General features: G+C 74.4%; 12 protein-coding genes. 11 read left to right on the top strand and 1 reads right to left on the bottom strand.

What is annotated here, in order from left to right; all coding sequences use genetic code 11:
• Positions 1–24 precede the first annotated feature (24 nt).
• A complete protein-coding gene (locus ACQEVB_RS14185; protein WP_432970276.1) occupies positions 25–624 on the top strand; it encodes a TetR/AcrR family transcriptional regulator in 600 nt (199 codons plus the stop codon).
• 43 nt (positions 625–667) lie between these two features.
• On the opposite strand, the gene ACQEVB_RS14180 is transcribed toward ACQEVB_RS14185, so the two are convergent.
• A complete protein-coding gene (locus tag ACQEVB_RS14180; RefSeq protein ID WP_432970273.1) occupies positions 668–1,588 on the bottom strand; it encodes a LysR family transcriptional regulator in 921 nt (306 codons plus the stop codon).
• Between the two features lie 78 nt (positions 1,589–1,666).
• On the opposite strand from ACQEVB_RS14180, the gene ACQEVB_RS14175 reads away from it, so the two are divergent.
• The 10 genes from ACQEVB_RS14175 to ACQEVB_RS14130 all read left to right on the top strand — a co-directional run bounded on the left by ACQEVB_RS14175 (position 1,667) and on the right by ACQEVB_RS14130 (position 13,178).
• A complete protein-coding gene (locus ACQEVB_RS14175) occupies positions 1,667–2,602 on the top strand; it encodes a fumarylacetoacetate hydrolase family protein (RefSeq protein ID WP_432970270.1) in 936 nt (311 codons plus the stop codon).
• Positions 2,599–3,570: a cyclase family protein gene (locus ACQEVB_RS14170; protein ID WP_432970267.1), complete on the top strand. Its 972-nt coding sequence runs from the start codon at positions 2,599–2,601 to the stop codon at positions 3,568–3,570. The genes ACQEVB_RS14175 and ACQEVB_RS14170 overlap by 4 nt, the downstream gene beginning before the upstream one ends.
• A 9-nt stretch (positions 3,571–3,579) precedes the next feature.
• Positions 3,580–4,704 carry an FAD-dependent monooxygenase gene (locus tag ACQEVB_RS14165; RefSeq protein WP_432970264.1) on the top strand — a complete coding sequence of 375 codons (1,125 nt, stop codon included), beginning with the start codon at positions 3,580–3,582 and terminating at the stop codon, positions 4,702–4,704.
• Positions 4,701–5,717 (top strand): amidohydrolase family protein, encoded by a 1,017-nt coding sequence (locus ACQEVB_RS14160; RefSeq protein WP_432970261.1) that lies wholly within the window; start codon positions 4,701–4,703, stop codon positions 5,715–5,717. Before ACQEVB_RS14165 ends, ACQEVB_RS14160 begins: the two co-directional genes overlap by 4 nt.
• A complete protein-coding gene (locus ACQEVB_RS14155; RefSeq protein WP_432970258.1) occupies positions 5,702–6,640 on the top strand; it encodes a VOC family protein in 939 nt (312 codons plus the stop codon). Before ACQEVB_RS14160 ends, ACQEVB_RS14155 begins: the two co-directional genes overlap by 16 nt.
• Entirely contained in the window at positions 6,640–7,113 is a 474-nt protein-coding gene (locus tag ACQEVB_RS14150; protein WP_432970255.1) for a nuclear transport factor 2 family protein, read from the top strand. Before ACQEVB_RS14155 ends, ACQEVB_RS14150 begins: the two co-directional genes overlap by 1 nt.
• On the top strand, positions 7,110–8,033 hold the full coding sequence (locus ACQEVB_RS14145; RefSeq protein WP_432970252.1) for a fumarylacetoacetate hydrolase family protein: 924 nt from the start codon (positions 7,110–7,112) through the stop codon (positions 8,031–8,033). Before ACQEVB_RS14150 ends, ACQEVB_RS14145 begins: the two co-directional genes overlap by 4 nt.
• A 2-nt stretch (positions 8,034–8,035) precedes the next feature.
• A complete protein-coding gene (locus ACQEVB_RS14140; protein ID WP_432980355.1) occupies positions 8,036–8,791 on the top strand; it encodes an SDR family NAD(P)-dependent oxidoreductase in 756 nt (251 codons plus the stop codon).
• Positions 8,792–8,799: 8 nt separating this feature from the next.
• Positions 8,800–10,002 (top strand): MFS transporter, encoded by a 1,203-nt coding sequence (locus ACQEVB_RS14135; protein WP_432970249.1) that lies wholly within the window; start codon positions 8,800–8,802, stop codon positions 10,000–10,002.
• A gap of 86 nt (positions 10,003–10,088) precedes the next feature.
• Entirely contained in the window at positions 10,089–13,178 is a 3,090-nt protein-coding gene (locus ACQEVB_RS14130) for a BTAD domain-containing putative transcriptional regulator (protein WP_432970246.1), read from the top strand.
• Positions 13,179–13,188: the final 10 nt, after the last annotated feature.

Below are 13,188 nucleotides of genomic sequence, written 5' to 3'. Positions count from 1 at the left end.
ACACCGGTGTGCAACACTCGTCCCGTGCCCACCGAGTCCGCCCGTGCGCGCTCGACGAGGGAGACACGGGAGCGCATCCTCGACGTCGCCCTCGACGTCTTGGGAGAGGACGCCGACGCCGGAATGGGCGAGATCGCCGCCGCCGCCGGCGTCGTCCGTCGCACGGTCTACGGCCACTTCCCCTCACGTCTGGACCTGGTTCGGACGCTCACGGAGCGGGCTGTCACCGAGATGACGGCCGTGCTCACCGAGCTCGACACGGCCGGTGCGGCGGCGGATGCGGTGTGGGTCGAGTTCGTCGCCCGCGTCTGGCCAGTGGCGCACCGGTACCGCGTGCTCCTGGCGCTGCGCCGTGGCGAGTACGGCGAGGCGATCCACGGCCTGCTCGGGCCGGTCGACGAGCTCCTCGCCGACCTGGTGGAACGGGGGCAGGACAGCGACGTCTTCGCACGGCACCTGCCAGCGGGCGTGCTGAGCCAGCTCGCCTACGGCGTCCTGTTCGCCGTCGCGGACAGCAACCGGTCGAACGGACCCCTCGACGCCCGAGCAGCGACGATCACGAGCCTGCTCATGCTGGGCGTCCCCGAGCCGCGCGCACTCGCTCTCGTGGGCGACCGGACCTGACCTGCGAGGACCGCCGTCGCGGCGGGAGGCGACGCCGGGGCGGTCACAACGGCGAGCCGGTGATGCCGGCCGCGGCCTCGGTCAGCACGCCACGCAGCCAGACGTGCTCGGGATCGGGCGTGTGCATGGGGTGCCACCACAGCGCCTCCAGCACCGGCACCACGTCCCACGCGCACGGCACCGCGCGCAGCCGGCCGTCGCGGGTGAGCGGCTCGGCCAGCAGCTGCTGCACCAGCCCCACGCGGTCGCTGCCCGCGATGTAGAACGGCAGCGCGAGGAAGCTCTCCACGACCACCTCGACCCGCGGCGCCACCCCGATCAGCTGCAGCTGCCGCCCGGCGGCGGTGAAGGCCGTTGGCCCGTTGTAGGTGAAGACCCACGGCAGGCGAGCCGCATCGGCCAAGGTCATCGCGCTGCCCACCGGCGAGTCGTGCGCGTCGACCAGGCACACCCAGCTGTCGCTGTAGAGGTCCACCGACGGCGCGTCGAAGACGAACCCGTGCGGCAGGACCAGCCCGTCCACGGTGCGCAGGCCCTCGACGCCGCCCTCGACGTTGGCCGTCGAGTGCCGCTCCAGCCGCAGCGTCGTCCGCGGCGCCCGCTTGCGCAGCATCGCCAGCACGAGCGGTCCGAGCACTGCCATCGGGTAGTCCGACATCAGCAGCGTGAACGTGCGCTGCGAGACCGACGGATCGAACCCGGCCTCGCTGGTGAACACCCGCTCCGCGGAGTCCAGCGCGTCGGCGACGCGCCGGCGCAGCGCGACGGCCAGCGGGCTGAGCTCGTAGGCGTTGCCCACCCGCACCAGCAGCGGGTCGTCGAAGTGGCGGCGCAGGCGTGCCAGCGCCGCCGACAGCGCGGGCTGGGAGAGTCCCAGCCGGGTCGCCGCCCGGGTGACCGAGCGCTCCTGCAGCAGCATGTCGAGCGGGACGAGCAGGTTCAGATCGAGCTGCGCCAGCGACATCGGTCATAGATAGCGCTGATTCCACCCATCAGCAATCTCGGCTTCCCTGATGCTGCTGCGGCGTCGACCATCGATGCCGTGACAGAGTCGTTTCGGCCGTTCTCCCTCGGCACGCTCGCCGAACCCGCAGGTCGGGAGTTCCCTGCCCTTGTGGTCGGCGACCGGGTGCAGGAGGTCTCCGACCTCGCCCCGTCGGTGCTCGCCCTGCTGCAGGACTGGGACGACGTCCTGCCGGCGCTGCGGCAGCGCGCAGCGGACGGCAGCGGCGCGCGGCCGTTGGACGGATTCGCGGTGCGCGCCCCGCTGACGCCGGGCCAGATCTTCCAGGCCGGGGCCAACTACCGCACCCACGTCATCGACCTGCACGTCAAGCACAACCCGCAGCTGCCGGAAGCGCAGGCCCGCGCCGATGCCGCGGCGGTGATGGACCGCCGCGCCGCCGACGGGCAGCCGTTCGTGTTCATCGGGCTGCCGTCGGCCGTCACCGGCCCGTACGACGACGTGGTGCTGCCGCCCTACTCCGAGCAGCACGACTGGGAGCTGGAGTTGGCCGCGGTGATCGGCCGCGAGGCGTTCCGCGTCGATCGCGCGCACGCGCTCGACCACGTCGCGGGGTACACGATCGCCAACGACCTCACCACCCGCGACCTGGTCTTCCGCAAGGACATCCCGGAGCTCGGCGCCGACTGGTTCCGCGCCAAGAACGCCCCGGGCTTCACCCCGCTGGGCCCGTGGGTGGTGCCCGCCGAGTTCGTCGAGGAGCACCCGCACGTCACGCTGCGGCTCAACGGGCAGGTCATGCAGGACGAGTCCACCAAGGACATGATCTTCGACGTCGCCGCGATCGTCGCGGCGGCCGCGGAGATCACCCCGTTGCGTCCCGGCGATCTCGTGCTCACCGGCAGCCCCGCCGGCAACGGCATGGCGCACGGCCGGCTGTTGCGCGCCGGCGACGTCATGGAAGGCACGATCACCGGCCTCGGCACCCAGCGCACGCGGGTGGTGTCCCCGTGATCGACTCAGCGACGGGCACGCTGACCGACGCGGAGTCCGCGATCGCCGAGGCCGCCGGCCGCTGCTCCAACGCCGGCCGGTGGGGCGCCGACGACGTGCACGGCACCCTCAACTTCCTCACCCCGGACGCCCGGGTCCGCGCGGCAGCGCTGGTGCGGCGCGGCGTCACGTTCTCCCTCGCGCAGTCCTTCGACGAGAACGGCCCGCAGAAGGGCTGGCGGCGCCGCACCAACCCCGTCCACACGATGACCGACACCGGCACCGACGCCGAGCGCGGCGTGCAGGGCTTCCCGCACGGGATCGGCGGCGCCGACGACGTGGTCTCCATGCCGCTGCAGTGCTCCACGCAGTGGGACGGCCTCGGCCACATCTTCGACCACGGGATGGCCTACAACGGCCGCCGCGCGGGCGACGTCGTGACGAGCGCGGGCGACGCCGTGACCGGCATCGAGACCGCCGCTGCCCTGATCGCGGGGCGCGGGGTGCTGCTCGACGTCGGCCGCGTGGTCGGCGGCGGTGAGCTGCCGGACGGCTTCGCGATCACCCCGGACCACCTCGACGCCACCGCGGCCGCGCACGGCGTGACCGTCGAGCGCGGCGACATCGTGTGCGTGCGGACCGGGCAGCTCGCCCGCGCCCGCCGCGACGGGTGGGGCGACTACGCGGGAGGCCCCGCGCCCGGGCTGTCGTTCACCTGCGCGGGGTGGCTGCACGGCCGCGAGATCGCCGCGATCGCCACCGACACCTGGGGCTTCGAGGTGCGGCCCAACGAGTTCGCCGACGCGTTCCAGCCCCTGCACCAGGTGGTGATCCCGCACATCGGGCTCTACATCGGCGAGATGTGGGACCTCGACGCGCTGGCCACGGACTGCGCGACCGAGGGCGGCTACGCGTTCTTCCTGACCGCGGCGCCCATCCCGTTCACCGGCGCCGTCGGGGCGCCGGTCAACCCGATCGCCGTGAAGTGAGGAGCTGACATGCCTGCTGTCGCATCGGTGGCCGTCGTCGGCGGCGGAGTCGCGGGCCTCGCCGCGGCGATCCTGCTCGCCGAGGCCGGTGTCGCCGTCGACCTCGTCGAGATCAGCCCGGAGATCGGCGCCGTCGGGTCGGGGATCACGTTGCAGGGCAACGCCCTGCGCGTGCTGCGCCGGCTCGGCGTGTGGGACCGGGTCGCCGAGCTCGGGTGCGCCTTCGACGTGCTCGGGCTGCGCACCGCGGACGGCACGGTGCTCGCCGAGATCCCCGACGCGCGCACCGGCGGGTCCGACCTGCCCGCGACGGTGGGCATGGGCCGACCCGACCTGGCCCGGCTCCTGGCCGACCGGGCCGCGGTGCTCGGCGTGAAGATCCGCACGGGGACGGTCCCGACAGCGCTCGTCCAGCACACCGACGGCGTCGAGCTGACCTGCTCCGACGGCAGCCGCGCCCGCCACGACCTGCTGATCGGGGCCGACGGCGTGCGCTCGTGGACGCGGACCGCGCTGGGTGTGCAGCTGACCACCCGCCCGCTCGGCATGGGCATCTGGCGGGCGTTCGGCTCCCGCCCGGCGTCGGTGACCCGCACCGACCTCGTCTACGACGGGCCCGCGTTCATCGCCGGGTACTGCCCCACCGGCCCGGACACCCTCTACGCCTACCTCGTCGAGGCCGCCCAGGACCGCAGCGGGCTCACGCCCGAGCAGCGGCTGAGCACGATGCGCGAGCTGGCCACGGCATACCACGGCCCGTGGGACGAGATCCGCGACAGCCTGACCGACCCGCGGCGGGTGAACTACACCTGGTTCGAGACCCACCTGCTCGACGGCCCGTGGCACCGCGGCCGGGTGGTGCTGATCGGCGACGCCACGCACTGCTGCCCGCCGACGCTCGCCCAGGGCGCCGCGATGGCGATGGAGGACGCCGTGGTGCTCGCCGAGCTGCTCAGCGCCGCCGACACCCTCGACGAGCAGCTGTGGGCGGCGTTCACCGCGCGCCGGCTGGAGCGGGTGCGGGCGGTCGTCGACGCGTCGGTGCAGCTGTGCGACTGGCTGCTCGCGCACGAGCAGGCGGACGTGCCCGGGCTGATGCGGCGCATCGCCGCGCTCGTGACGGAGGCCCCGTGACGGTCACCGATGTGCACGCGCACTGCATCGTCGGCGAGGTCGAGGCGGTGGTCGCCGGGGACCCGCGGCTCGCCGCCCACCAGGAGCTGGAGGCCCGCCGCAGCGGGCGGGAGTCGCTCGCCGTCTCCGGGGAGATGGTCCGCTCGCGGATCCCGCTGCTGACCCGCGTCGAGACCCGACTCGCCGAGATGGACGCCGCCGGCGTGGACGTGCAGGTGGTCTCGCCGTCCCCGTCGCAGTACCACTACTGGGCCGATCCCGAGCTCGCGCGCACCATCACGCACGCTGCCAACCGGGGGGTCGCCGCGCTGGTGGCGGAGGAGCCGACCCGGCTCACCGGGCTGGGGCTCGTCCCGCTGCAGCACCCCGACGTCCTCGTTGCCGCGTTGGACGACGCGCTCGCCCAGGGCCTGGCCGGCGTGGAGATCAGCTCGCACGCGCCGGGCGTCGAGCTGTCGGACCCGCGGCTGGACCCGTTCTGGAACCGCGCCGCCGACACCGGCGCCGTGGTGTTCCTGCACCCCTTCGGCTGCACGCTCGACGAGCGCCTGAACCGGTTCTACCTGTCCAACACCGTCGGCCAGCCCGTCGAGAACGCCGTGGCGCTGTCCCACCTGATCTTCGCCGGCGTGCTCGACCGGCATCCGGGGCTGCGCATCGTCGCCGCGCACGGCGGCGGCTACCTGCCCACCTACCTCGGCCGCTCCGACCACGCCTGGCAGGTGCGGCCCGACGCGCGCGGCTGCGCCGAGCAGCCGTCGAGCTACCTGCGCCGGCTCTGGTTCGACTCGCTCGTGCACACCGCCGAGGCGCTGCGCGCACTCGTCGCCGCCGTCGGCGCCGACCGCGTCCTCCTCGGCTCCGACTACCCGTTCGACATGGGCGTGCCCGACCCCGTGGCGCGCCTCGACGCCGCCGGGCTGCCCGCCGCGGACCGCGACGCGATCGCCGGCGGGAACGCCGAGAAGTTGGGCCTCGTGCCCGGGAAGGAGTCCCGATGGACTCTCGTCTGATCACGCACCTGCGCCACGTCGACCTCGCCGTACCCGATCTCGCCGCGCAGCGGGCGTTCTACACCGGCCACTGGGGGCTCACCGAGGTCGCCACCGACACCGGCCTGTCGTTCCTGGCCGCCGAGGGCTCACCCGAGCAGTACGTGGTGCGGCTGCGCGAGGCCGCCGACAAGCGCATGGACCTCATCGCGTTCGGTGCCGCGTCCCGCGCCGACGTCGACACGCTGGCGGAGCGGCTCGGCCGCGCCGGTGTGCGGATCGCCACCGAACCGGGTGCCGTCGCCACGCCCGGCGGCGGCTACGGGTTCCGGTTCTTCGACAACGAGGGCCGCACCGTCGAGGTCTCCACCGAGGTGGAGCTGCGCGCCCACCGGAAGGTCGAGGAGACGGAGTCGGTGCCGGTGCGCCTGTCGCACGTGGTGGTCAACTCCGCCGATCCCGAGGGCACGGTCGCCTTCTACGAGGAGCACCTGGCGTTCGCGCTCTCGGACGTCCTCATGCACCCCCGCATGGGCAACATGATGTGGTTCCTGCGCTGCAACGACTGGCACCACAGCTTCGCCGTCGCCCGCGGCCCGCACCCGGCGCTGCACCACGCCAGCTTCGAGCTGCGCGGCATCGACGAGTACATGCGGGGCACCGGACGGCTGCTGCGCGTCGGCGTCGAGAAGATCTGGGGCCCCGGCCGGCACAAGGCCGGCAACAACACCTTCTCCTACTTCCTCGACCCGCACGGCAACACCGTCGAGTACACGACCGAGCTGGAACGCCTCGACGAGGACACGTGGCACCCGGGCCTGCACGACTTCTCCGACCCGATGGTGTCGGACCAGTGGGGCACGGCCAACGCGATGGACGAGTTCGTCGCGCGGAAGTCGTTCAACGACCCCGACAAGGGCCTCTTCGTGGCCCCGCCCGTCTGATGGACCAGCTGCAGTGGCTCGTGGACCGAGCCCACATCGCCGACCTCCTCGTCGAGTTCGCCCGCGCGCTGGACGAGCGGGACTGGGCCGGCTACGCCGCCACCTACGTCGAGGACGCCGAGCTGCGCATCGGGCCGGAGGTCGTCCTCCGCGGCCGCGACCGGATCCGCGACGCGACGGCGAGCGAGCGCGGGCTCGCGCAGTACACGGGCACGTGGCACGGGTCGTCGAACCACGCGATCCGCGTCGACGGCGACACGGCCACGTCCCGCTCGTACCTGCACGGGGTGCACCTGCTCGGCGGCAGCACGTTCCACCACGCCGACGGGTCCGGCTGGTACGACTGCACCCTCCGCCGCACCGACGGCATCGAGCTGGCCGGCGGCTGGCGCTTCGTCACCGTGCAGATCACCGAGGTGTGGCACGCCGGCGAGCCACTCCCCCACGTGGCTCGGCCGGTGGACGCGTCGTGAGGGTCGCGACCGTGGCCGGGGCGGACGGCGCCACCCGGGCCGGGGTCGTCGACGGGGAGACCTTCCGGCCCTTCCCCGACGGCACCACCGTGCTCGGCCTGCTGCAGGCCGGGACCCTGCACACCACCCCGGCCGGCGCCCCCGAGCCGCTGGCCGGGCTGCGCCTGCTGCCGCCCGTGCAGGCGCCGACGGTGCGGGACTTCGTGACGTTCGAGCAGCACGTCGCCGCGATGGCCGGCACCGTGCCCGACGCGTGGTACGACGCGCCCACCTTCTACTTCACCAACCCGTACGCCCTGATCGGCGCGCACGACGACGTCGCGGTGCCACCGGGCTGCGCGAAGCTGGACTTCGAGCTGGAGGTGGCCGCCGTGATCGGCCGGGCCGGCGCCGACCTCACCCCGGACGCGGCGCGCGACCACATCGCCGGCTACACGATCCTCAACGACTGGTCGGCGCGCGACCTGCAGCGCCGCGAGATGCAGGTGAACCTGGGGCCCTGCAAGGGCAAGGACTTCGCCACCACGCTCGGGCCCGTGCTCGTCACGGCGGACGAGCTGGAGCCCTACCGCGACGCCGACGGCTTCCTCGACCTGCAGCTGACCGTGGCCGTCAACGGCACCGAGGTCGGCCGCGACCGGCTCTCCCACATGGGCTGGCCGTTCGAGGAGCTCGTGGCCCACGCCAGCCGCGGCACCGAGGTCCGCCCCGGCGACGTGCTCGGCTCGGGCACCTGCGGGAACGGGGGCTGCCTCGCCGAGCTGTGGGCGACGGCCGAGCAACCGCCGCCGGCCCTGCGCCCCGGCGACGTCGTCACGATGACCGTCGAGGGGATCGGCACCATCCGCAACACCGTGGTCGCCGGCCGCGACCCGGTGCTGCTGCCCAGGGCCCGCGCCCGCACCGGGAGCACATCGTGAGCATGGCCGGCCGCGTCGTGGTCGTCACCGGAGCGGCCGGCGGCCAGGGAGCCGCCGAGGCAGCGGCCGCCGTCACCGCCGGGGCGATCGTGCACGCGGTCGACCGGGAGCCCGGGCCGGCCGCGCCTGGCACCGTCCGCCACACCATGGACGTCGCCGACGCCACCGCGTGGGCGACCCTCGCCCGGCAGCTCGAACGCGACCACGGATCCGTGCACGGGCTCGTCGCCAACGCGGGCGTCACGTGGCGGGCACGGCTGGCCGAGCTGGACCCGGCCGACCTGCACGCCGTGCTGGACGTGAACCTCGTCGGGCCGCTGCTGGGCATCCAGCACCTGGCACCGCTCATGGGCCGCGGCGCCTCCATCGTCACGGTCGGCTCAGTCGCCGCGCTGACCGGGCATTACCCGGTCGCCTACACGACGAGCAAGTGGGCGCTGCGCGGGCTGACCCGCGCCGCGGCCACCGAGCTGGGGCCGCGCGGCATCCGCGTCAACGCGGTGCACCCCGGCTTCGTCGACACCCCCATGACCGCCTCGGCGCCGGCCGCGTTCCGCGCGGCCAGCCTCGCCGAGACGCCACTGGGGCGCACGGGCACGGCCGCCGAGATCGCGTCGGTGGTGCTGTTCCTCCTCGGTGACGGAGCGTCGTTCGTCACGGGAGCCGAGATCGCCGTCGACGGTGGGCTGACCGCCCACGGGGGCGTCAAGTCGATCTCGGACGCACTGCGCTCACCCTCCCCCGCTCAACCCCTGTGAGGTCGACGATGACTGACCTGTCCGACAGACGTGCCGGCGTGCCGCAGCTGCTGCTCCTGCTCGGTGCCAGCTCGATGTCCGTGCTCGGTGCGGTGCTCATCGCGCCGGTGCTGCCGCTGATGGCGCAGCACTTCGCGGCCGTGCCCGGCGTAGCGGTGCTGGTGCCGGTCGTGCTGACCGTGCCCGCGCTGGTCATCGGCCTGACCGCCGGGTTCGCCGGCGCGATCGTCGACCGGCTCGGGCGCCTGCGGGTGCTGCAGGTGGCGCTGGTCCTCTACGCCATCGCCGGCACCGCACCCCTCTACCTCGACGACCTCGGCGCGATCATCGCCACCCGCGTGGTGGTCGGGCTGTGCGAGGCCGCGATCATGACCGCGGCCACCACCCTCATCGGGGACTACTGGACGGGCGAGCAGCGCAACCGCTACCTCGGCCTGCAGGCCACCGTCTCCGCCCTGTCGGCCGTCGTGTTCGTGGCGCTCGGCGGGCTGCTCGGCGCGGGCGGATGGCGCGCCCCGTTCTGGATGTACCTGCTCTCGATCGTGCTGGTGCTGCCCATGGCGCGGGTGCTGTGGAACCCGGCGCCGGCCGGCGGCGCCCGTGCCGAGCGGACGCCGGTGCCGTGGGCGGCGATCGCGGGACCGTGCGCCGTCACGCTCGTCGGCGGCGCCGTCTTCTATGCGCTGATCGTGCAGCTGTCCTACGTGCTCGACGGCATCGGCGTCACCTCGACCGGCGTGATCGGCGCGGCGGTGGCGGTGATGTCGGTGGCGACCGCGGTCGGCGGGGCCGTGTTCGGGCGGCTGTCCCGCGCAGGGCTGCGGCGCCTCCTCGTCGCCGAGTTCGCGCTCTCCGGCGCGGGCCTGATCGTCGTGTTCCTCACCTCGTCGGTGCCGGTCGTGGTGGCCGGTGCCGTGATCACCGGGTTCGCCACCGGCCTGATGCTGCCGACGCTGCTCACGTGGGCGGTGCGCGACCTCGAGTACGCCCAGCGCGGCCGCGGCACCGGCATCTGGACGGGGACCTTGTTCATCGGCGAGTTCGTCTCGCCCCTGGTCGTCGTCGCGATCGCCGGACCGGCCGGTGGCCTGCAGCCGGCGCTCGCGGTGCTGGGCGTGCTCTCGATCGTCTTCGCCGCGGTGCTGTGGTGGGCGCTCGCCCGGCAGCCGGCCGCGCCCGGTGCGGAACCGACCCCGGTCCCCCACTCGTAGCGACGGAGATTGTTTCCGCGGCTCCTCCCGGTCCGCTTGAATGTGTCCACGGCGCGGGCGTTCCACCGCCGGGTGCGGGAGGGGCGATGGCGGTGCGTCTGCAGATCCTCGGCGCACTGCGGGTGTGGCGCGACGGCGTCGAGGTGGACGTCGGGCCCCCTCAGCAGGCTGCCGTGCTGGCCCTGCTCCTCGCGAGGGCCGGGCAGCCGATCAGCACGGATGAGCTGATCGACCTGATCTGGGACGACCATCCGCCGGCCAGCGCCCGCAACGTCCTCCGCAAGTACGTCGGCGGGCTGCGGCGACGGTTGGAGCCGGACCTGCCCGTCCGGGAGGCCGGGTCGTACCTGCTGCGCCGTGGCAACGGTTACCTGTGCGCGGCCGAACCCGGCACGTCGGACCTCGCCACCTTCCGGGAGCACACCCGGGCTGCCGCCGCGGCGCTGGCCGAGCAGCAGCACGCCGTGGCCCTCGACTGCTACGTGCAGGCTCTCGGGTTGTGGACCGGGCCTGCCGGCGCCGGGCTGGCGCACGGGACGGCGGCGCAGTCGGTCTTCGCGCGGCTGAACGAGGAGTTCTTCGACGCGTGCGCGGCGGCGGCCGATCTGGCGGTCGACCAGGCCCGCCCGGAGCGGGTACTGGGACCGCTGCGCCTGGCCGCCGAGATGGCACCGCTGCACGAGCGCGTGCAGGCCGGGCTGGTCTCGGCGCTGGGCGCCGCGGGGCAGCAGGCGGAGGCGCTGGCGGTGTTCCGCGCCGTCCGCAGCCGACTTGCCGACGACCTCGGAGTCGACCCCGGCCCGGTGCTGGCGGCCGCGCATGCGCGGGTGCTCGCCCCCGCGCCGACGCCACCGCGAGGTGGCGGGGTGATCGGCCGGGCTCGGGAGCTCGCCGAGTTGCGTCGGGCGGTCGGGGCCGCGATCGCCGGCGGCACCGGCACCGTGCTGATCGAGGGCGAGCCGGGGGCGGGCAAGACGTGCCTGCTGGAGCAGGCGTCGGCCGACGCGGCCGGTGCCGGGGCGCTCGTGGTGTGGGGCCACGGCCTGGAAGGCGACGCGACGCCGTCGATGTGGCCGTGGGTGCAGGCGCTCGGGGCCGTCCTGACCACGCTGCCCGTCGCGGCGCGGGAGGAGTGGGCGGCCGGGGAGCTCGGCCCCCTGCTGGAGCCGCACCGCGTCGATCGCGGGCTGCCCGAGCGCGGCGCCCGGTTTCGTCTCGCCGACCGAGCCGTCGCCCTCGTCGGCGCGGCCGCGGCGCGGCGACCGCTCGTCATCGTCCTCGACGACCTGCACTGGGCGGACGCCGGTGCGCTGGACCTGCTCGCGCACCTGGTGAGGCAGCTCCCCGCCCGGACCGCCGTCATCGGGGCGCTCCGCAACCGCGGCCCGACACCCGGCGTGGAGCTCACCCGCACGCTCGTCGCGGTCGGTCGGGTGCCCGGGCACCGCCGCATCCCGCTCGGACCGCTCGAGGCGGCGGAGGTGGCCGGGCTCGTCCGGCGCGAGACCGGCCGCGAGCCCGGCGCCGACGTTCTCCGCGGCATCCTCGCCCACACCGGAGGAAACGCGTTCTTCGTGCGTGAGCTGGCGCGGCACCTCGTCGACGGCGGGCCGGCGACGGCCGGGGCCGCTGCGTGGGCCGGCGTCCCGGGCTCGGTGCGCGACGTCGTCCGCGACCGGATGGGCGGTCTCGACCCCGAGAGCCGGGCACTGCTGGAGATGGCCGCGTGCGTCGGCCGCGACGTCGAGTTGGCATTGCTCGCCCGGGCCGCCGACCTGGACGTTCCCACATGTCTTGCCCGGCTCGAACCGGCGATGGCACTCGGCGTGCTGGACCCCGTGCCGGGCGACCCGTTCTCCTACCGCTTCGCGCACGACCTGGTCCGCCAGGCCGTCGCCGAGGTGACGGCCCCGACCCGGGTGCCGGTGCTGCACCTGCGCGTCGCCGATGCTCTCGCCCCGACCGACGTCGAACGCCTCGCCCAGCACCTGTGGGCCGCCGGCCCGCTGGTCGACCCGGCCCGCACGGTGTCCGCCCTGGTGGGCTCGGGCCGCCTCGCGGCGGTGAAGTCAGCGCTCGACGTGGCGGAGCGGCGGCTGCGTGACGCCGTCGGGTTGGCACGCGCGGCGGACCTCGTGGAACAGGAGCTGGCGGCGCTGGCGCAGCTGATCGCCGTCGTCGGGATGCGGGTGATGTACGGCACCTCGGCCGTGGATCTCCTGGAACGGGCGGAGGACCTGGCCCGCCGACTCGGCCGCGAGCGGGAGGCCACGGTGTTCCTGTACTCCCTCTGGACGGCTTACGCCCAGGCGTTGGAGACCGACCGCAGCCGGGCGGTCGCGCGCCGGCTGCTGCGCCAGGGCGAGGCGTCGACCGACCCGCACCTGCTCGCCTACGGCCTGCAGGCGTGGGGTGTCCAGCGGTTCAGCGACGGGCACATGGACGAGGCGTTCACCCACCTGAGCGCAGCGCACCGGATCCGGCTCACCGAAAGTGCCCGGCGCGCTGACGACCCCGTCGGGTTCGACCTGCAGCTCCTCACCACGGGGATGCTCGCGGAGTCGACCGCGATGCACGCCGACGACCTCGACGGCGCGCGAGCGCTGCTCGACCGGCTGGAGGCCGCCGGTGACGACCCTTTCACCGTCACGGTGTGGGCCACGCACACGGTGCGCATGGAGTCGGTGGTCGGCGACCCGGACCGGGCCCTGCGCGCGGCCGAGCGGGGGATCGCCGCGGACCCCGACTTCTCGTTCGCCTTCCTCGGCACCTACCAGCGGTTGATCCGCCTCTGGGCGCTCGCCCTGACCGGTACGGACCCCGCCGGCGCCGCCGCCGAGGCCGAGCGGTTCATCGCGACGCACATGGTCGACCCGCCGCGGGGCAGCCTGGCCACGTGCTACGGCCACCTCGCGGAAGCGTGGCTGGCGGCCGGCTCGTCGGACGCGGCCGCGGCCGCCCTCGACCGCGCCGACGCGTGTCTCGACCGCTACGACCAGCGCTACCCCGAGGCCCTGCTCCTGCTGCTGCGGGCGCGCGTGCTGAAGGCCTGTGGGGCGTCCGACGGCGTAGTCCGGGCCGTCGCCGAACGCGGCCGGGCGGTGGCCGTCGACCGGGGGACCCGGCTGTTCGCCCGCCGCACAGCCGAGTTCCTGGCGACCCTCGACGGCGGGTGAGCCCATCGGC

This window comes from Pseudonocardia sp. CA-107938 (genome assembly GCF_050936315.1).
Taxonomy (GTDB): Bacteria; Actinomycetota; Actinomycetes; order Mycobacteriales; family Pseudonocardiaceae; genus Pseudonocardia.
Note: the sequence above shows the minus strand (reverse complement) of the source record. Positions and strands in the feature narration are given on the sequence as shown.

Bases quoted from the DNA above. Each gene is read 5' to 3' on its own strand.
- ACQEVB_RS14180 (WP_432970273.1), bottom strand. From the start codon at position 1,588: ATGTCGCTGGCGCAGCTCGATCTGAACCTGCTCGTCCCGCTCGACATG.
- ACQEVB_RS14165 (WP_432970264.1), top strand. From the start codon at position 3,580: ATGCCTGCTGTCGCATCGGTGGCCGTCGTCGGCGGCGGAGTCGCGGGC.
- ACQEVB_RS14155 (WP_432970258.1), top strand. From the start codon at position 5,702: ATGGACTCTCGTCTGATCACGCACCTGCGCCACGTCGACCTCGCCGTA.
- ACQEVB_RS14150 (WP_432970255.1), top strand. From the start codon at position 6,640: ATGGACCAGCTGCAGTGGCTCGTGGACCGAGCCCACATCGCCGACCTC.
- ACQEVB_RS14140 (WP_432980355.1), top strand. From the start codon at position 8,036: ATGGCCGGCCGCGTCGTGGTCGTCACCGGAGCGGCCGGCGGCCAGGGA.
- ACQEVB_RS14135 (WP_432970249.1), top strand. From the start codon at position 8,800: ATGACTGACCTGTCCGACAGACGTGCCGGCGTGCCGCAGCTGCTGCTC.
- ACQEVB_RS14130 (WP_432970246.1), top strand. From the start codon at position 10,089: ATGGCGGTGCGTCTGCAGATCCTCGGCGCACTGCGGGTGTGGCGCGAC.